The following is an 18342-nucleotide window of genomic DNA, read 5'->3' as shown; positions in this document are numbered from 1 at the left end:
CAGCGGCGTAAAGCCACGGCCATCAGTGGGCGCTTTAAACGGGGTCGATTGGAACTCATCCGGCGCTTTTATCCACTCAATCACCCATAGGTTGATTGAGAGTGGTTCATATGCGCATTACATCTTCTCAGCCCGGTCCCGGCGGTTACAGTGAGCCAGACGCCGGACTGGCTGCTTTAAATACTCGCTCGGCGCTAATTAACGCTAGCCGTTCGGACACCAGTCGTCATATTAATTTTGGGCAGCTAAATGTGCCCGATGCTGATAATCGTAGCGTTGGTGCTGAATCCGGTGAGTTGATGAATGAGCTGGCAGCGTTGATTAGCGGATTGCTGAAAAAAATGGGCGAACCGGGCCGCTCGAATGGGGCCGCCATGCCGCCATTACCTACTCAAAGCAACGGTCCGGCATCTATGTCCGGGGCAAATCAGGATGCGGTCGCTCCTTCGCTAGTGTCTACCTCGGCTTCACCTGCTGCTTCTCCACCAGCCTTCACCCCGGCTGCACCTGTTGCTGCTGCTCCGCCAGCTCCTGGCTCAGCTACACCTGCCGTCGATACGGCAGCGCACTCTGCTGACACTGATGCCATTGATAACTCAAAATACTCTTCTCCCGACGAGCTAAAGAAATATGATGCTCTGGTGGCTAACTTACCCCCTGACCAGCGACTGCAGGCTGAGAAAGAGATGAACCGCCCGATTGCAGCCGCCAAAATGGCGGCAGCCGGAGGGCCGGATGCCGATCATGCGAAAGCGTTTATTGATGCTAATCCAGCATTGAAAGCGGCGGCTGATGTAGGAAAACATGGCGGTAAGCCGGATGGTAAAACCACCACGGGTGACTACAGCGCCTTTGCAAAAAATATGGAGAAGGCAAGAGACGCGGCAACAAAGGATGTTACCGATTATCAGAAAGCACATCCAAACGCTGACCCGCAGTCAATGCAAATGGTTATTTCTGCCGCGACGCTAAGGGCCAACGAGCCGCTGATCAAGTGCGGCGCGCTGGATAAAGACGGCAAGGTTGACTCCTGTATTACCGCTGATGCGCTCAAAGGGATCCAGGACAAAAACCCCGGGCTTTCATCTTTGCTGCGGCAATCAACCAAGACCTTCTCTCAGCCAGGTTTTCTGAATTTGCTCGATCAAGGGGGGCTGAAGGGAAAAGATCTGGCGTTGCACAGCCCGGATAAGAAGATAAGTGCGAAAAATATTGATGATTGGATAAAAACCCAGGCACCGACTAACGGCGGTGAGTTTTCCAGCATGATGAGTGATGCCGCTACGCTCAATTCGGTGGCTCATGTGGATATCAGTAAGCTGGGAGCCGATATTTTTGCAAACCCACAAAATTATACCGGGGAACAAAAAGCGGCGGTGATGGTGAAACTGCAGCAGACTGAAGGGCAGGTTGAAGGTGGCTCCTCGTTGCGGAAAGTGGATAAAACCTCCCAGGCTCTACAGGAAAAAATTGCCCAGCTACAGAACGATCCTGATGTAAAAAGTTACCTTGATAAAGCGGTACCGGCGACGGAAAAAAATATGATTTCCGCTGATCCTGCGCTCAGCCGGGCGGTAAGTCAGCGATATGATGATGTGAAATCGGGTAAGGCGCTGCAGCAGGATATGCAGACCGCGCGTGAGGCTGCCGATAAAGCTAACAAAGGTAAAAAGCCGGAAGACAGGATACCGGTTGACTATAGCAGCGCGATTGGAAACCTGGATGCAGAGCTGCAGCTACAAGGAGATATTCAGGGTAAAAATGCAGCAGTGCCATCTCTCGGGGACGTGATGAAGAGCCGCCCCGACCTTAAAGGGGAAATTGAACGCTCCTGGAATGAAAATTTCGTCCAGGGTAAGGCCGTAGAAAGCGGGCTGAAGAACAACACAAAAACGGATGCTGGTCAAATATTGGCCGAGGTTGATCAGAAAAAAGCGGCCTATCAAGCGGCCATCCCTGAGAGTGTCACCGCTGCCGGAGAAGATGGTTATGCTCAGGCAACCATGAAAGCATTGACCACCACTAAAAAGGGGATGGATTTTTTAAATACCCTAAAAGAAGCAGGGACACTGCCGAAAGAGAGTGACCTGAAGAAAATGACCGGTAAGGAGATGTATAACCAGCTGCGTGAAGGGGTTGAGGAAAAAACCAGTGCTATGGGCCTGAGAAATCTCGACAAGAGCAAGCTTGTGGGCAGCAGCGCTCTCGGCGTTGCCAGCCTGGCCACCGTCGCTGAACAGTTAAAGTCGGGCGATAAGGCCGGGGCGGCTAAAACGATTTATGACGGGGTTAAAGGGTCTGCCGAGTTAGGTAAATTAGGCTTTAACGCCGCCGCGAAAGCGCTGTCAAAAGATGCAACAGTAGGGCTGGGCAGAATGGCTGGGGCGGTGACCGGAAGAGTCATTGGTGCTGTCGCCGGTGAGGCTGCCGGTTTTGCTGCAGCTGAAACGATTGGGGCGACGGCAGGACCCGTAGGTTGGGTGATAGACGCTGCGCTGGGAATCGGATTTGGCATAAAGGCGATTATTGATGCGATCAATAAACACAAAGACCAGAAAACCTTTGATCATAACGTCGATCCGACGCTGAAGCAGTTCGGTATCCCTACACCGAGCTGATTGGATAAAAGGGCGGAGAGTGACCTCCGCCCTGACCAGATATCACCTTCACCATACCGCACTTGCTGTGGCCGTTCTTCAATGGGGCTCTACGCCGGAACCACCGAAATGTCCGTTAGCAGGTCTGACGCAGCGGGCGCTACACTGCCGGGTCGCCCACCCGACCAGTCAGCATATCAAGTTGTGCCTGCAGAGGGTCTGTTTCGCGTTCACGGGAGGCCTGTCCGACGTTCTGTATTCAAACCACCAGGCCAAAGCCAACAAGCCCCCGCTGTTTTAGAGTGGGGTAACACTATGAATTCCCTGCGTTAAACAGGGAGTATCACGCTTAACCGCGAAGCGGGTCGGCCTTCGCCAGGCGGGCGTCCTCTGCCTGACAAACGGCGGCGGTAAAGATAACGTCGGTAGAAGAGTTCAGCGCGGTTTCGCAGGAGTCCTGCAATACGCCGATGATGAAGCCTACCGCAACCACCTGCATGGCAATCTCATTCGGGATGCCAAACATGCCGCAGGCCAGCGGAATAAGCAGCAGCGAACCGCCCGCCACGCCTGAAGCCCCGCAGGCGCAAAGCGAAGCCACTACGCTCAGCAGCAGCGCGGTGGGCAGATCGACCGGCACGCCCAGCGTGTGAACTGCAGCCAGCGTCAGCACCGTTATGGTAATAGCGGCCCCGGCCATATTGATGGTCGCCCCCAGCGGAATCGACACTGAATAAGTATCGCGATCCAGGTTCATCTTCTGGCACATGCTCATGTTGACAGGAATGTTTGCCGCCGAGCTACGGGTGAAGAACGCGGTCACCCCGCTTTCACGCAGGCAGGCCAGCACCAGCGGATAAGGGTTACGGCGGGTGGTGATAAACACCAGCAGCGGATTGATGATAAACGCCACGCCGAACATACAGCCCAGCAGCACCAGCAGCAGCTGGGCATAGCTCCAGAGCGTGGAGAAGCCGGTGGTGGCAAGCGTAGAGGCAACCAGACCAAAGATGCCGATGGGCGCGAAGCGGATCACCACCTTCACGATAAAGGTCACCGCATCAGACAGGTCATTGACCAGGTTTTTGGTGCTTTCATTCCCGTGGCGCAGCGCAAAGCCCAGACCTATCGCCCACACCAGAATACCGATGTAGTTGGCGTTCAGCAGGGCGTGGATGGGGTTAGCAATGATGCTCATCAGTAAGCCATGAACGACCTCGACGATTCCCGACGGCGGCGTGATATCCGTGGCGCTGCTGGTCAGGTGAAGCGTGGAAGGGAACATAAAGCTGACGACGACCGCCGTCAGCGCTGCGGAAAACGTCCCCAGCAGGTAAAGCACCAGTATCGGGCGAATATTGGTTTTTTGGCCGTGCTGGTGGTTTGCGATGGAGGCCATCACCAGCGTCAGCACCAGCACCGGCGCCACGGCTTTAAGTGCGCCGACGAACAGCGTGCCGAGCAGGCCGGTTGCGATAGCGGCAGGTTTTGAGACCAGCGCGAGCAGAATGCCCAGCACCAGGCCAATAAGAATTTGTTTTACAAGGCTGCCGCGGGCAAAGCGCTGCAGTAGTCCAGAAGCTTGCGAACTCATGAATACCTTCCTGTGTTTCAGTGATGTCGTGCCGTTCCGCGTGCGCAGTGGGCTGCGTCTGTGCGGTTGTAAGAAAATGTGTTTGCCCGCTGAGTATAAGGAAAAGCGGCGAAGGAAAAAGCATTTTGCGCTGGAATTGCGCTCAGCGTTAGGTTTCACAACTGTTGATTAACATCTGTGTGACATATTCAGCAATTCGGTGAGAGAGCGGTTTGCCAGAATCAAAAAGGGGCATTACGCCCCTGAAGGAATAGAGATGCGCCTTATTCCGCCGACTTCTTCTGGTCGTTACGGTAGTTCACCCAGGCGTTAATCACCAGCGTACCGGCCAGGATACCGCCCACTACGCCCAGCGAAACGGCAATCGGAATATGATAGAAATCGACGATCAGCATCTTCACGCCGATAAACACCAGGATAACCGACAGGCCATATTTCAGCATTGAGAAGCGCTCCGCTACGCCTGCCAGCAGGAAGTACATGGCGCGCAGGCCGAGGATCGCGAACAGGTTAGAGGTCAGCACGATGAACGGATCGGTGGTCACCGCGAAGATCGCCGGAATGCTGTCTAGCGCGAAAATTACGTCGCTCAGCTCGACCAGGATTAGCACCAGCAGCAGCGGCGTGGCGTACAGCAGGCCGTTCTGGCGCACGAAGAAGCGCTCGTTCTCGATTTTGTCCGTCATGCGCAGGTGGCCGCGTAGCCAGCGCACTAAAGGTTTGTCGCCGACGCCGGCGTCATCTTCTTTCGCCAGCGCCATTTTGATCCCGGTGAACAGCAGGAAAGCGCCAAACACGTACAGTAGCCACTCGAACTGGGTAATCAGCCAGCTGCCGCCGAAGATCATGATGGTTCTGAGAATGATAGCGCCAAGTACGCCGTAAACCAGCACGCGCCGCTGCAGAGCAGCAGGGACGGAAAAGTAGCTGAACAGCATCAGCCAGACGAACACGTTATCGACCGCGAGGGCTTTTTCAATCAGATAGCCGGTGAGGAAGGCGAGCGCCTGGGTATCCGCCACTTCGCGACCGGCGGTACCGCTGAGATACCACCAGAAAGCGAGGTTAAACAGCAGGGAAAGTGAAACCCAGACCAGCGACCAGACGGCCGCCTGTTTCATTGACATGGTTTGCGAGCCGCGACGGCCCTGAACCAGCAGATCGATCGCCAGCATGATGGCGACCACGACGGCGAAGCTGCCCCAGAGCAGCGGGGTACCGACAGTATGCATAATAAGATTCCTTGAAAACAAAAACGGCCAACATCAGAAGACGCCAGCCGCTTTCGCTTGCAACAGGGATCTCGCCTTCCGGCAAGGTCTCACTTACGACGTTTTCACGTCGCCCGGCAACCGGATGCTTGCGCATCGTAATGACGATTAACCGGCAATGAAGTTACTCCCCTTTGCAGGTAACAAAATATGACAAGCCGTTGCTGGCGTCAATTGTCTTCCTGCTAAAGTTTACCCAGATTTACGCGTTTACTCGCTGAACAGTACTGAAGTCTGCAGCGCAACGCGCGAAACGCCTTCAGCATCGGCCGCTGGGTTGGTGATCAGCGCGGTGATTTCCGCCCAGTCGCAGATTTTAAACAGGCTGCTGCGCTGGAACTTGGTGTGATCGCCGAGAATGTATTTCTTTTCGGCATGGGCAATGATCGTCTTATCCACAAAGGCATCGGACGAAGAGGGCGTGGAAGGCCCGCTCAGATTGCTAAAGCCGTCGGTGCCGAGAAAGCACATGTCGACCTTCACATCCTGAATCATCGACACCGCCCAACCGCCAAATACTGACGAACTTTTCTTACGCAACTCGCCGCCGAACAGGAATACCTGGTTATCCGACTGCAGCAGCACGCTGGCTACGGGCAGTGAATCGGTGAAGATCTTAAAGCCCGATCTCAAGCTTAGCAGATTGGCAAGCTCCAGCGTGCTGCTGCCGGTGCCCACGATCATTGAGCTGCCCGCAGGAATCAGCTCCAGCGCTTTTTTAGCTATCGCTTTCTTGTAGCTGATGTTCTCTTTTTCACGCACGTGGAACGGGTTTTCGATAGCGCCCTGCTTCAGCGTGGCGCCGCCGTGGCTTTTGATCAGCAGCCCTTTTTGCTCCAGATAAGTGAGATCTTTGCGGATCGTTTCGTAGGTCACGTCGTATTGCTTTGCCAGCTTGCTGACATACACGGTGCCTTCGGTAACCAGCTCTTCAAAAATCAGCTTTCGCCTCTCATCAATCAGCAACATTTCGATCCTCGTAAGTGGCCAGCCGGAGACGGGCGCGTAAAAAATGATATGGCTCAATCATATATGTTGCTCTACGGCGCTGGCAACATATCAGGTTTGTTTTGATTGGTAATGCTTGTATTTTAAGGCTTGTAAGCCTGGATTCTACTCGATTAAGGTGCCTCTCTGTGGCGAAATGAGCGATATTTTTGCGATCTAAATATCATTTTATTTGTTTTTATTGGTTTTTTATTTCAATAAAATCAATTAATTATGAAAATTGTGATTTTAATCACAATTGACAACCAATATTTACCAACTTAATAATTGGCTTATGTTGAGGTTGGAGAGTGGAATGAAGATGAAAACCAAAATTGCTATCGCTTGTGATGATATTGGCTTTGAACGCAAAGAGGCGATCAAACGCTACCTGGAAGAGGAGAAACAGGCCGAAGTGGTCTTTGATCCGGTGAAAACGCCGCAGGACGGGGTGAATACCTTTGCTTCTCTGGCGGATGAAATGGCGGAGCTGATCCAGAAAGATGCCTGCCGGCTGGGGATTTACATTTGCGGCACCGGCATCGGCTTCACCTGCCAGGCCAACAAACACTGGGGGATCCGCGCGGTGGCGGTGACTAACCCTTACTCTGCCAAACGGGCGCGGTTAAGCAACAACGCGCAAATCATCGGCCTGGGCTGCCGGGTTAACGATCTCGAATACACCAAAATGATCGTCGACGCCTGGTATGACAACTCGTTTGATTTTGCCTCCGCCCGTGAAAACTCAAAGAAAAACCTGCTGGAAGCCGAACGCAGCGACAACGCTTTACTGACCAGGCCGTCGTTTGTTGCCTGGAACATGGGGTTCAAACCCGATACTGATAACCCTGGGACACGCTAATCATGGAAATGATAACGCAATTTATCAATGATTTAGGAAACTTCATTTTTATTCCGGCGATCTTTCTCGGGCTAATGGCGCTGCTTGGGCGACCGCTGTCGGAATGCATTTCATCGGCGATCAAGGTCGGGATCGGTTTTATCGCCCTGACCATGACCATTAAATTTATGCTGGAGAAGATGCAGCCTGCGGTGACGGGCCTGGCAGAGGCCACTGGCTCATCGCTCAGCGCTATTGACGTGGGCGGTGCGGCCACCGCAGTGATGGGCTTCGGCTCCAGCATGGGGGCGATCATTATTCCACTTTGCGTGGCAGTCAACGTCATTATGCTGATTGCTCGCCTGACCGACTGCGTCAACGTGGATGTTTTCAACCTCCACCAAAATGCCTCAATGGGCGCGATTGTCGCGGCCTATTCCGGCAACTTCTTCTACGGCGTACTAACCGCCGCGCTGTTCCACGTTTGGGCGCTGATCGCCGCGGATATCGGCGCGAAGAATAACGAACAGTTCTTTAATCTACCGAAAGGCGTGGCGATTTCACACCCGGTGGCAAACACTTATCTGCTGTTCGCTTATCCCTTTAACTGGGTTTACGACCGTATTCCCGGCTTCCGTAACCTGAATGTGACCGCCGAATCCATCCAGAAGCGCTTTGGCGTGCTGGGCGACCCAACGATTGTTGGGTTTATGATTGGTATTCTGCTGGGTTTCTGTGGCTACGGTTGGGAAAGCCCATATCACACTATCATCGCCAGCCTGCAGCTGGGGATGTACCTGGCCGCCGTGATGCTGCTGCTGCCGCGCATGACGTCCATCATGATGGAAGGGCTGGTGCCGCTCTCCAACGTCGCGCGTAAAAAACTGGTCAAGCGTTTCCCGAACCGCGAAATCACGGTGGGCATGGATACGGCGCTGATCGTTGGCCATCCTTCGGTCATCGCTCCGGCGCTGCTGCTGATCCCGGTGATTGTCATTCTGGCGGTGATCTTGCCGGGCAACCGCGTGATGCCGCTTGGCGATCTGTCGCAGTTTGTGTTTTTCATCGCCTGCATGGTGCCGGTATTTAAAGGCAACATTATCCGCACCTGGGTGACTTCCATTTTCCTGTTTGGCGGCGGCCTGTACATCGCGTCCTGGATGGCACCGGCGACCAACGAAGTGTTCCAGAAATTCGGCACCAACCCGGATGCCAGCGTGATGTACACCTCCTTGAACCCGTCAGCGAACCCGTTCACCGGACTATTCGCTGCCATGAGCCACGTCGGCATCGTCGGTTACGCGCTGGTTGGCGTGCTTTTGATTTCGGTGGGCTATTTGCTGAAACAGAAATCCCGCCGCCAGCTTCAGGCGGGCGCAGAATAAACAGTTAAAATCTGGAGATAACCAATGAAAAAGATCCTCGTTGTTTGCGGGAACGGTATTGCCTCTTCATCCATCATGGTCTCAATCCTTCAGGACTTCCTGAAAGAAGAACGCATGGACGTGCAGGTGGATAAATCCTCCCTGATGGCCTGTACAGCCGACACGTTTAACAGCTACGACCTGGTAGTTTCCTCCACTAAGCTGGATAACCCGGAAATCACTACCCGCGTCATTGTCGGGGCCGGGCTGCTCACGGGCCTCGGTGAAGAAGAAATTTTCGCGGCAGTAAAAGAAGAGCTGGAAAAAAAGGACGCATGATGAAGTTTGAAATTCTGGTCAATGACGTTGGGCAGGAGATTGCCACCTGTGAGCAGGCGATTACCTTCGCTGGAAAGCAACTGCTGGAGCGCGGGTACATTCAGCCTGAGTACATCTCCGCCTGCCTGACTCGCGAAAAAAGCTACCCAACTGGGCTGATGATGGCTAACGGCGAAGGGCTCGCTATCCCCCATGCGGATTACCAACTGGTCAATACTAACAGCATTAGCATCGTGCGGTTTGCAAAACCCATCGCGTTTGGTCAGATGGAAGATGCGGATCTCACGGTGAAGTGTAGCATGCTGTTTAACCTCGCATTCGCTACCAGCGATCAGCATATGGCTATCCTGCGCAGACTGTTTACGCTGTTCCAGGAGGCGGAATTTGTCAGCCGCTGCCGAACGCTTGATGAGCAGACTACCGTCGCATTTATTAAGCAGCAGCTCAACATCGAGTAATTCGAGGGGTACGCGCGCCCCAAAAAGGTAACCCATGTGATGACGAATCTTGCAAAAATAGTGAAGGAAATTAAAGCGCTGGAGCAGGCGATTGACGGATCCCAGCTCCAGCCGCTGGTGGCGGAGATCAAACAGGCAAGTCACATTTTTCTTGCGGGAGCAGGGCGTTCAGGACTGATGATCAATGCCTTTGCCAATCGGCTGATGCATCTGGGTTTTTCGGTCAGCGTTGTTGGTGAAATCAGTTCTCCGCACTCTAAACCTGGCGATCTGATGATCATTGGCTCCCGCTCGGGGGAAACGCAGCGTCTGGTCAATCAGGCGAAGATCGCGCGGCAGAATCTGGTTCGGCTGGCGCTGATCACCTGCAGCGCAGGCTCTACGCTTGGGCAGCTTGCAGATTGCGTTGTCACGCTTCCCGCGGGGGGGGACTCAGAGCAGCCAATGGGCACGCTGTTTGAACAGGCTTCGCTGCTGGTTTATGACAGCATTGTGCTAACGTTGATGAACGATCTGGGTGAAAGCGGGCAAAGTATGAAGCGGCGCCACGCTGATATCGAGTAAAAAAAACGGCTGAATTATCAGCCGTTTTTTCTTTATGCCGTGGCCTGCTGGCCAACATTGTCGGCCGGGAACTTAACGCCGGTCTGGCGGCGAATCTCGGTTGCCAGCGCCGACGTGATGCGTGAGGTCACCAGCCCCGCGTGATTCACCTCGTTTTCTTCCACCAGGCGGGCAAACGTCTCCGCTTCGTACAGCATAGTATTGATATGCTGCGGCTGGCTCAGATCCTGAGGTTTGCCGCCGCGCGGGATAAAGGTTACCCGCTGGCATTCGGAGATCTTCTCGATCACCAGCGACCCGGCTTCGCCCTGAATTTCGCTTGGGATCGTCGAGTCGCTCACCTTGGAATGCATGAGGGTGACGTCAAAATCACCGTAGTTCAGCTGAACGGTGCCGTGAGCGTCCACCCCGCTGTCCAGCAGGGAAGCCGTGGCGTGAACGGAGTGCGGTTCGCCCCACAATGCGGCCGCCGAGGCCAGCACGTAGAAACCGATGTCCATGATCGAACCGTTAGAAAACGCCGGGTTAAAGGTGTTTGGGTTTTCGCCGTCCAGGTAGCGCTGGTAGCGGGAAGAGTACTGGCAGTAGTTGAGCAGCACCTTGCGGATTTTACCGACTTTGGGCAGCGCCTGCTGCAGCGCGATAAAGTTTGGCAGGCTGGCGGTTTTAAATGCCTCGAACAGCACCACCTGGTTAGCACGTGCGCAGGCTATAGCCGCTTCCACTTCCGCAAGATTAGAGGCCAGCGGTTTCTCGCAGATAACGTGTTTTTTGTGGCTAAGGAACAGCTGGCTCTGCGGGCCGTGCAGTGAGTTCGGGCTGGCGATATACACCGCGTCGATAACATCGCTCTTCGCCAGCTCATCCAGCGAGGTAAAGAGGTGCTCAACCGGGTAATCGTTAGCGAAAGTTTGCGCCTGCTCCAGGCTGCGGGAGTAGACCGCGGTCAGCTTATATTTGCCGCTCTCATGGGCGGCATCCACGAACTGGCGGGTGATCCAGTTAGTTCCAATCACAGCGAAACGTATCATAAACGGGTGCGTTCTCCGGAAGTCGATAGTCAATAGGGTTGGGGCCTAATCAGGCCGCGCCGTTAAGCGCCAGCTGCGTAAGCCAAAGTCGTGTATCGAATTCTAACTGGTGATACTGCGGTTCCATATGACAGCACAAGGAGTAAAAAGCTTTGTTGTGATCTTTCTCCTTAAGATGCGCCAGTTCGTGGACCACGATCATGCGTAGAAAGGCTTCGGGCGCAGTGCGAAACACGGTCGCTACGCGAATTTCGGCTTTAGCTTTTAGCTTATTTCCCTGCACGCGTGAAATGGCGGTATGTAGCCCGAGCGCGTTGTTAAGCACGTGGATTTTGCTGTCATAAGCAACTTTATTTATCGGCGGGGCATTGCGCAGGAACTGGCTTTTCAGCTCCTGAGTGTAGCCATAAAGCGCTTTATCGGTCGCGATGTTGTGGCCCTGCGGGTAGCGCTTTTCCAGCACCTCGCCGAGGCGCTGCTCGCGAATCAGGGTGCGCACCTGCGAAAGCAAATGCTCCGGATAGCCGCTTAAATAAATCAGTTCGCTCATGCTTGTCTCAGGTTGAAGGAAAAAAAGGTATACTCTCGCCCCCGCTACGGGGATATCACCAAACTTTACCATCCAGGAGGGCCGATGAGCCAATTAGACAACGGTTTTCGTTCACTGACGCTGAAGCGTTTTCCGGCAACGGACGACGTTAACCCACTGCAGGCGTGGGAAGCGGCAGATGACTACCTGTTGCAGCAGGTAGACGAACTTGAGCCAGTCGGCCCCGTTCTTGTTCTTAACGACACGTTCGGCGCGCTGGCCTGCGTACTGGCCGAACACAAGCCTTACAGCATCGGCGACTCGTATTTAAGCGAGCTGGCAACGCGTGAAAACCTGCGCGAGAACGAAATTCCGGAAAACAGCGTCACCTTCCTCGACAGCACCGCGGCTTACCCGCAGGCGCCGGGACTGGTGCTGATCAAAATCCCTAAAACGCTGGCATTGCTTGAGCAGCAGCTGCGTGCGCTGCGTAAGGTGGTCACGCCGGAAACCCGCATCATCGCGGGCGCGAAAGCGCGTGATATTCACAACTCCACGCTTGAGCTGTTTGAAAAGATTTTAGGGCCAACCACGACCACGCTGGCGTGGAAAAAAGCGCGTTTGGTTAACCCGACTTTCACTAAGCCGGATCTGGCCGACGCGCCGGAGACGCTGAGCTGGAAGCTGGAAGGAACCGACTGGACGATTCACAACCATGCGAACGTCTTCTCCCGCACCGGGCTGGATATCGGCGCACGTTTCTTTATTGAGCATTTACCGTCCGATCTGGAAGGCGAAATTGTCGATCTCGGCTGCGGCAACGGGGTGATTGGCCTGACGCTGCTGGAGAAAAATCCGCTGGCGCAGGTGGTGTTTGTGGATGAGTCGCCGATGGCCGTCGCGTCCAGCCGCCTGAACGTTGAGACTAACCTGCCGGGCGATATCGATCGCTGTGAGTTTATGATCAATAACGGTCTGTCCGGCGTGGAGCCGTTCCGTTTCAATGCGGTACTGTGTAACCCACCGTTCCATCAGCAGCATGCGCTAACCGACCAGATTGCGTGGGAGATGTTCCATCACGCCCGCCGCTGCCTGAAGATCAACGGCGAGCTTTACATCGTGGCTAACCGCCACCTCGACTACTTCCGCAAGCTGAAGAAGATCTTCGGCAACTGCACCACCGTTGCGACGAACAGCAAGTTCGTGGTGCTCAAAGCGGTGAAGTTAGGTCGTCGTAGCTAAATCTCCAGCGCTAAACGGGTGCCCTGCGCGATAGCGCGTCGGGCATCCAGCTCCATTGCCACATCGGCACCGCCAATTAAATGCACGGTTTTGCCCATTTCCTGTAGCGGCTCCAGCAGCTCGCGGCGAGAGTTCTGCCCGGCACAAATAATCACGTTGTCCACTTCCAGCAGCTGCGGCTCTCCGCCTACGGTGATGTGCAGCCCGGCATCGTCAATGCGTTCGTAGCTCACGCCCGCCATCATTTTCACGCCGCGCGCCAGCAGCGTGGTGCGGTGGATCCAGCCGGTAGTTTTGCCCAGGCCTTCGCCTGGTTTGCTGGTTTTACGCTGCAGCAGGAAGATGCTGCGCGGACTTTTATGCAGGTGCGGGCCCTCCGGGCGCAGGCCACCTGAGGTTTGCAGGCTGGTATCAATTCCCCATTCCACGCAGAACTCAGCGATGCTCTGGCTGGTGGAGGCTCCTTCCTGGCTCAGGTACATCGAAGTATCAAAGCCAATGCCGCCAGCGCCAATCACCGCCACGCGTTTGCCTACCGGCGCTTTGTCGCGCAGTACGTCGATATAGCTCAGCACCTTCGGGTGGCCGATGCCGTCAATTTCCGGCAGGCGTGGTTCAATGCCGCAGGCCAGAACTACCTCGTCGTAGTCGCTCAGCTTCTCGGGGGAAATGTACTGATTAAGGCGCACGTCCACGCCGGTAAGAGCAAGCATCCGGCGGTAGTAGCGCAGCGTTTCGAAAAACTCTTCTTTGCCGGGGATCTGTTTGGCGATATTAAACTGCCCGCCGATCTCCGCCGCGGCGTCAAACAGCGTGACGCTGTGGCCACGTCCGGCGGCGTTAACCGCAAAGGCCAGTCCTGCAGGACCTGCACCAACAACCGCGATGCGCTTCGCCTGCGTAGCAGGAATAACGGGCATTGTGGTTTCATGGCAGGCGCGGGGGTTGACGAGGCAGGAGGTCACTTTACCCGCAAAAATCTGATCCAGGCAGGCCTGGTTGCAGCCAATACAGGTATTGATTTCATCGGCGCGGTTCGCGGCGGCCTTGGAGACAAATTCAGGATCGGCAAGGAAAGGGCGCGCCATCGAGACCATATCCGCGTCGCCGTCGGCCAGGATCTGCTCGGCGGTTTCCGGGGTATTGATACGGTTGGTGGTCACCAGCGGCAGCGCAACGTGACCTTTCAGTTTTTTAGTTACCCAGCTAAACGCGCCGCGTGGAACGGACGTCGCAATGGTGGGAATACGGGCTTCATGCCAGCCGATGCCGGTATTGATAAGCGTAGCGCCCGCTTTTTCTATCGCTTTGGCGAGTGTGACGGCCTGGTCAAAGTTGCCGCCGCCTTCCACCAGGTCGAGCAGCGACAGGCGGTAGATAATAATAAACTCTTGGCCAACGCGTTCTCTTACGGCACGCACGACTTCAACGGCAAAGCGCATTCTGCGCTCATAGTCGCCGCCCCACTCGTCGTCGCGCTGGTTGGTGCGCGCGGCCAAAAACTGGTTAATCAGATAGCCTTCTGACCCCATGATCTCCACGCCGTCATACCCGGCCTCCCGCGCGAGGCTGGCGCAGTGGGCGAAGTCCTCGATCAGCGTTAAAACCTCCTGGTGGCTGAGTTCGTGGGGTTTAAACGGGTTAATCGGCGCCTGAATGGCCGAAGGGGCGACCAGTTTAGGCTGATAGCTATAGCGGCCGGTATGCAGGATTTGCAGGGCAATTTTGCCGCCTTCGCGGTGAACCGCATCGGTCACAATCTGGTGATGAGCAAGTTGGCTTCTGGCGTTCAGCACCGCGCCGTGGGCAACGGTCACGCCGGAGGCCGAAGGGGCAATCCCGCCGGTGACAATCAGCGCTACGCCGTGGCGGGCACGCTCGGCATAGAACGCCGCGAGGCGCTCAGCGCCGTCCGGCAGCTCTTCCAGTCCGGTGTGCATCGAGCCCATCAGCACGCGATTTTTCAAAGTGGTGAAGCCGAGATCCAGCGGGGCAAGCAGCGACGAATAGCTCATAATTGTATCCAGAATGTAGCGTTATTGTTATGTGGTCGGATGAGTTATAATTTAGCTGCCTGGAGGCAAAAGGGAAAAGGGGAGTGCGGTGAATGTGATGAGAGTCATATTCCCACCTCCCCGAAAGCAAAATCAGGCGCGAGCCTCCTTCAGCAGCTTCTGGATAAGCTGTTCCTGCTGCTCGTAGTTGCCCTCGCCGAACGAGACATTGCGCAGCTGTCCGCGAGCATCAAAATAGTAATGGGCAGGCCAGTACTGGTTACCGAAGGCGTTCCAGATCTGGTAGTTGTTGTCGGTGACGATCGGGTAAGGCAGGTGCCATTTGCCGACCGCCTTTTTCACCGAATCGAGATCTTTCTCCCACGGATACTCCGGCGTATGAACGCCAATGACCACCAGACCCTGATCTTTATATTTGCTGGCCCATTCGCGAACGTGCGGCAGCGCGTGCTGGCAGTTAATGCAGTCGAAGGTCCAGAAGTCGATGAGCACCACCTTGCCTTTTAGCGCCTCGGGCGTCAGCGGCGGGCTGTTAATCCAGGCGGTTCCTCCGGAAAGCGGCGGCATTGCGCTGGTAGGCGTGGTATCCACGACAGGCTGCAGCTTTGGCGCTGGCGAAGTGGTTGGGGAAAGCGCCAGCAGGCGCTGTTCCAGCTTCGCGCCCAAGCCGTTGGCATTTTGCAGCACCGCCGTGGTGCCGGAGGCGATAAACGCCACCGTGGCCAGCATCGCTACGCCCGCCACACGCCGAAGCTGCGCCATCAGCGCCATTTTTTCACGCAGGCGGGCCAGCAGGCTGTAGCCGCTGAACCACAGCAGCGCCAGCATCAGCGCGCAGCCGCTACCGTAGGCCGCCAGCAGCAGGCCGGTGGTGACCGCCGAAGAACCGGACAGGCCGATGCCAAGAATGGCACCCAAAATCGGCCCTGCGCAGGGGGACCATAGCAGCCCCACCGCAAGCCCGGCCAAAAACGCAGACAGCATGCCGCGAGCGCGGTTGCTTTGGTTGTTGATTGCGTTTCCTAGCTGCACCGCAGGTCGCATCAGGCGCTCAGCAAGCGCGGGGAAGATAAGCGTCAACGCGGCAAGCGCCAGCATCGCCAGCGCAATCCAGCGGCCAACGAGCGTAGCCTGCACGATCCACTCCCCGGCAGCGCCTACCAGCAAAGCGACGACGGTAAACATGGTCACCATGCCGGTGAGCAGGGCGATGATTTGGCGTTTTTTGCCGCGAAATGCGGCGAAAAGCAGGGGAATGACGGGCAGCGTACAGGGGCTTAATAAACTCAGCATTCCGCCAAGAAAGGCAATCAGAACGGGCATAACACACCTCACGGTTACAGGATGATTCCAGGGTATTTAACCCGCCTGATGTGTTCGTGATGTGTGGGAAAACCGTCCCGATTGTCAGTTTGTTTGTCGGCCGCTCAGCCGCATACAGAGCGATACAATCAGGAGGCCGGCAGCGTGATGCTGGCTTTTAATCCGCCCTGCGGCTGGTTGGTGAGCGTTAATTTCCCCCCAAGCTGGCCGACAAGCTGGGCGGCAATCGCCAGCCCAAGCCCGGTGCCGCCGGTGTCGCGGTTTCTGGAGCTTTCCACGCGATAGAAAGGCTGTAACACGGCGTCCAGCTCCTCTTCGGGGATCCCCGGACCGTTATCTGCAACTACCAGCGTCACCTGATTTGGCTCCTTAATCAGGCTGACTTCAGCGGCGGTGCCGAACTTCAGCGCATTATCCAGCAAATTCGTGAGGATGCGGCGCAGCGCCTGAGGGCGAGTAGGCAGCGGGTGCGCTGACGGTGGCGCGGCAAACGTCACGGCTTTGCCGACGTCCTGGTAGTCGCAGACTATGCTGTCAACAAACGCTCTCAGCTCAATACGCTGCGGCGTTTCTTCCAGGCTTTCTGACGACCGCGCGTAGGCAATTCCCTCACGAACCAGATGCGTCATGTTATCCAGATCCTGCATCAGTTTGTCGCGCAGTTCCGGCTCATCGCTCATCTCAAGGCGCAGCTTCATGCGGGTGATGGGCGTCTGCAGGTCATGCGAAATAGACGCCAGAATCTGCGTGCGCTCTTTCAGATGCCCCTGGATTCGCGCCTGCATCGAGTTAAACGCTTTTGCTGCATGTTCAACTTCAACCGGGCCGCTTTCCTGCATTGCCGTCGGGTTAGCGCTGGCAGGCTCCAACGCTTCAACGGCACGGGTGAAACGAGTAAGCGGCAGCACCACCTGGCGCACGGCAAACCATGCACAAAGCGCGAGCAGCACCAGCTGAATTGCAATGACGACCGGTAGCCAGCTTTCGATTGGCGGCATGCGGGGCGTGAGATCGATAGTCAGCGGCGAGCCGTCAGCCAGCGTTAAGTGGGCCTGAATATGGGAACGCATGCCGGGAACATCTGTGAAATCGAGCTTATAGTTGCCGCCCAGAGCCTCTTTCAGGGAAACAATGGCATCTTTCGAGCGTTCATCGGAGGGCGGTTTTCCCGGCGTACCGGGTCCAAGAATATAGTGATAGTTTTCCCGCGCCAGCCTGTCCAGCCAGGCCGGGCGCTCCTCCGGCGGGAGTTTATCGAGGATAGCCACGCTGGTGGAGACGTTGTTCTGCAGGTTATCCAGCATCACGCTGCGGGCGCTGTTCATCCGCTCGAAGGTGGTCAGCGCGAGGGTCAGACCGTTAGCCAGCAGCAGGCCGACGAGGACGATAAGAAACAGCCGGGAAAGCAGGGAACGGGGCCACAGCCTCATTCTCGCGCCTCAACGATGGTGACGGGAACGGAAAGCACATAGCCCTCACTACGCACGGTTTTGATGTAGGCCGGGGTGCGGGCATCTTCGTTCAGGCGCTGGCGCACGCGGCTGACCAGCAGATCGATAGAGCGTTCGAACAGCTCGGCGTCGCGTCCCTGGGTCAGATTCAGCAGCTGATCTCGCGTCAGCACGCGCTGCGGATGATCCAAAAACACGCGCAGCAGGCGGTATTCCGCGCCGCTCAGCGCAACGATCGTTCCTTGTAAATCAAGAAGGTGACGCGCAGAAGTATCAAGCTTCCATTCGCCGAAAGCGATGATCCTTCCGGCTTCGGTCACCTGTAAATTTGGCGGTAATGCGCGGAAGCGGCGGAGGATCGCTTTGATCCGCGCGAGCAGCTCGCGGGCGACAAAGGGCTTTACCACGTAATCATCCGCACCCATCTCCAGGCCGAGGATCCTGTCGGTATCTTCGTTTCTGGCGGTCAGCATCAGAATGGGCAGGTCTTTGTGTTTGTCGCTGCGCAGCTGGCGGCACAGCGTCAGCCCGTCGTCGCCGGGCATCATCACGTCCAGCACCACTAAGTCGACGTGCTGCTTGTCCAGCACGGCGCGCATCTCTTTGCCGTTTGCAGCGCCGCTTGCCCGGTAGCCTGATTTTTCCAGATAGCTGACGACAAGCTCGCGAATGTCGCGGTCGTCGTCCACCACGAGAATATGATCGATGTGTTCCACCTGGTGCTCCCGGCGCTAAA

The 18342-nt window shown here is 55.9% G+C and carries 16 protein-coding genes; 7 read left to right on the top strand and 9 right to left on the bottom strand.

Annotated elements, in window-relative coordinates; translation table 11 throughout:
- Positions 1-110: 110 nt before the first annotated feature.
- Positions 111-2618 carry a type III effector HrpK domain-containing protein gene (locus tag EL098_RS19670; protein ID WP_126357723.1) on the top strand — a complete coding sequence of 836 codons (2508 nt, stop codon included), beginning with the start codon at positions 111-113 and terminating at the stop codon, positions 2616-2618.
- A gap of 328 nt (positions 2619-2946) precedes the next feature.
- Here EL098_RS19670 and sstT read toward each other — a convergent pair whose 3' ends face one another.
- From sstT to EL098_RS19655, 3 genes are all read right to left on the bottom strand, one after another.
- Positions 2947-4191, bottom strand: coding sequence for a serine/threonine transporter SstT (gene sstT, locus EL098_RS19665; protein WP_126357722.1), 1245 nt, complete (start codon positions 4189-4191; stop codon positions 2947-2949).
- Between the two features lie 263 nt (positions 4192-4454).
- On the bottom strand, positions 4455-5423 hold the full coding sequence (locus EL098_RS19660) for a TerC family protein (RefSeq protein WP_126357721.1): 969 nt from the start codon (positions 5421-5423) through the stop codon (positions 4455-4457).
- 249 nt (positions 5424-5672) lie between these two features.
- On the bottom strand, positions 5673-6431 hold the full coding sequence (locus EL098_RS19655; RefSeq protein ID WP_126357720.1) for a DeoR/GlpR family DNA-binding transcription regulator: 759 nt from the start codon (positions 6429-6431) through the stop codon (positions 5673-5675).
- Between the two features lie 340 nt (positions 6432-6771).
- Between EL098_RS19655 and EL098_RS19650 the strand changes: the two genes are divergently transcribed.
- From EL098_RS19650 to hxlB, 5 genes are read left to right on the top strand one after another with little or no spacing between them, the layout of a single operon-like run.
- Positions 6772-7311 carry an RpiB/LacA/LacB family sugar-phosphate isomerase gene (locus EL098_RS19650; RefSeq protein WP_126357719.1) on the top strand — a complete coding sequence of 180 codons (540 nt, stop codon included), beginning with the start codon at positions 6772-6774 and terminating at the stop codon, positions 7309-7311.
- Between the two features lie 2 nt (positions 7312-7313).
- Positions 7314-8675 (top strand): PTS galactitol transporter subunit IIC, encoded by a 1362-nt coding sequence (locus EL098_RS19645; RefSeq protein WP_126357718.1) that lies wholly within the window; start codon positions 7314-7316, stop codon positions 8673-8675.
- 24 nt (positions 8676-8699) lie between these two features.
- Entirely contained in the window at positions 8700-8993 is a 294-nt protein-coding gene (locus EL098_RS19640) for a PTS sugar transporter subunit IIB (RefSeq protein WP_126357717.1), read from the top strand.
- Entirely contained in the window at positions 8993-9451 is a 459-nt protein-coding gene (locus EL098_RS19635) for a PTS sugar transporter subunit IIA (RefSeq protein ID WP_126358516.1), read from the top strand. Before EL098_RS19640 ends, EL098_RS19635 begins: the two co-directional genes overlap by 1 nt.
- A 39-nt stretch (positions 9452-9490) precedes the next feature.
- Positions 9491-10015: a 6-phospho-3-hexuloisomerase gene (gene hxlB / locus EL098_RS19630; protein WP_126357716.1), complete on the top strand. Its 525-nt coding sequence runs from the start codon at positions 9491-9493 to the stop codon at positions 10013-10015.
- A 32-nt stretch (positions 10016-10047) separates the two neighbouring features.
- Here hxlB and EL098_RS19625 read toward each other — a convergent pair whose 3' ends face one another.
- Together EL098_RS19625 and EL098_RS19620 are read right to left on the bottom strand one after the other, a co-directional pair.
- The gene (locus EL098_RS19625; protein WP_126357715.1) at positions 10048-11046 is read right to left on the bottom strand and encodes a Gfo/Idh/MocA family protein; all 999 of its coding nucleotides are present in this window, start codon (positions 11044-11046) and stop codon (positions 10048-10050) included.
- Between the two features lie 49 nt (positions 11047-11095).
- Entirely contained in the window at positions 11096-11596 is a 501-nt protein-coding gene (locus EL098_RS19620) for a M48 metallopeptidase family protein (RefSeq protein WP_126357714.1), read from the bottom strand.
- A gap of 84 nt (positions 11597-11680) precedes the next feature.
- Between EL098_RS19620 and rlmG the strand changes: the two genes are divergently transcribed.
- Entirely contained in the window at positions 11681-12817 is a 1137-nt protein-coding gene (gene rlmG, locus EL098_RS19615; RefSeq protein ID WP_126357713.1) for a 23S rRNA (guanine(1835)-N(2))-methyltransferase RlmG, read from the top strand.
- Here the strand turns inward: rlmG and EL098_RS19610 are convergent.
- The 4 genes from EL098_RS19610 to EL098_RS19595 all read right to left on the bottom strand — a co-directional run bounded on the left by EL098_RS19610 (position 12814) and on the right by EL098_RS19595 (position 18322).
- Positions 12814-14832 carry an NADPH-dependent 2,4-dienoyl-CoA reductase gene (locus EL098_RS19610; RefSeq protein ID WP_126357712.1) on the bottom strand — a complete coding sequence of 673 codons (2019 nt, stop codon included), beginning with the start codon at positions 14830-14832 and terminating at the stop codon, positions 12814-12816. The two genes, rlmG and EL098_RS19610, sit on opposite strands and share 4 nt — an antisense overlap.
- Before the next feature lie 132 nt (positions 14833-14964).
- The gene (locus EL098_RS19605) at positions 14965-16155 is read right to left on the bottom strand and encodes a cytochrome c biogenesis protein DipZ (protein ID WP_126357711.1); all 1191 of its coding nucleotides are present in this window, start codon (positions 16153-16155) and stop codon (positions 14965-14967) included.
- Between the two features lie 128 nt (positions 16156-16283).
- Positions 16284-17585: an ATP-binding protein gene (locus tag EL098_RS19600; RefSeq protein WP_126357710.1), complete on the bottom strand. Its 1302-nt coding sequence runs from the start codon at positions 17583-17585 to the stop codon at positions 16284-16286.
- Complete coding sequence (locus EL098_RS19595; RefSeq protein ID WP_126357709.1) at positions 17582-18322, bottom strand: response regulator; 741 nt, start codon at positions 18320-18322, stop codon at positions 17582-17584. The genes EL098_RS19600 and EL098_RS19595 overlap by 4 nt, the downstream gene beginning before the upstream one ends.
- Positions 18323-18342 lie beyond the last annotated feature (20 nt).

Origin of the sequence: Cedecea lapagei (assembly GCF_900635955.1) — a bacterium.
Lineage (GTDB): Bacteria > Pseudomonadota > Gammaproteobacteria > Enterobacterales > Enterobacteriaceae > Cedecea > Cedecea lapagei.
This window is presented reverse-complemented; position numbering and strand designations above follow the sequence as displayed.

Bases quoted from the DNA above. Each gene is read 5' to 3' on its own strand.
- EL098_RS19650 (WP_126357719.1), top strand. From the start codon at position 6,772: ATGAAAACCAAAATTGCTATCGCTTGTGATGATATTGGCTTTGAACGC.
- EL098_RS19620 (WP_126357714.1), bottom strand. From the start codon at position 11,596: ATGAGCGAACTGATTTATTTAAGCGGCTATCCGGAGCATTTGCTTTCG.
- EL098_RS19635 (WP_126358516.1), top strand. From the start codon at position 8,993: ATGAAGTTTGAAATTCTGGTCAATGACGTTGGGCAGGAGATTGCCACC.
- EL098_RS19600 (WP_126357710.1), bottom strand. From the start codon at position 17,585: ATGAGGCTGTGGCCCCGTTCCCTGCTTTCCCGGCTGTTTCTTATCGTC.
- EL098_RS19655 (WP_126357720.1), bottom strand. From the start codon at position 6,431: ATGTTGCTGATTGATGAGAGGCGAAAGCTGATTTTTGAAGAGCTGGTT.
- EL098_RS19640 (WP_126357717.1), top strand. From the start codon at position 8,700: ATGAAAAAGATCCTCGTTGTTTGCGGGAACGGTATTGCCTCTTCATCC.
- EL098_RS19610 (WP_126357712.1), bottom strand. From the start codon at position 14,832: ATGAGCTATTCGTCGCTGCTTGCCCCGCTGGATCTCGGCTTCACCACT.
- hxlB (WP_126357716.1), top strand. From the start codon at position 9,491: ATGACGAATCTTGCAAAAATAGTGAAGGAAATTAAAGCGCTGGAGCAG.
- sstT (WP_126357722.1), bottom strand. From the start codon at position 4,191: ATGAGTTCGCAAGCTTCTGGACTACTGCAGCGCTTTGCCCGCGGCAGC.
- EL098_RS19660 (WP_126357721.1), bottom strand. From the start codon at position 5,423: ATGCATACTGTCGGTACCCCGCTGCTCTGGGGCAGCTTCGCCGTCGTG.
- EL098_RS19605 (WP_126357711.1), bottom strand. From the start codon at position 16,155: ATGCCCGTTCTGATTGCCTTTCTTGGCGGAATGCTGAGTTTATTAAGC.
- EL098_RS19670 (WP_126357723.1), top strand. From the start codon at position 111: ATGCGCATTACATCTTCTCAGCCCGGTCCCGGCGGTTACAGTGAGCCA.
- rlmG (WP_126357713.1), top strand. From the start codon at position 11,681: ATGAGCCAATTAGACAACGGTTTTCGTTCACTGACGCTGAAGCGTTTT.
- EL098_RS19625 (WP_126357715.1), bottom strand. From the start codon at position 11,046: ATGATACGTTTCGCTGTGATTGGAACTAACTGGATCACCCGCCAGTTC.
- EL098_RS19645 (WP_126357718.1), top strand. From the start codon at position 7,314: ATGGAAATGATAACGCAATTTATCAATGATTTAGGAAACTTCATTTTT.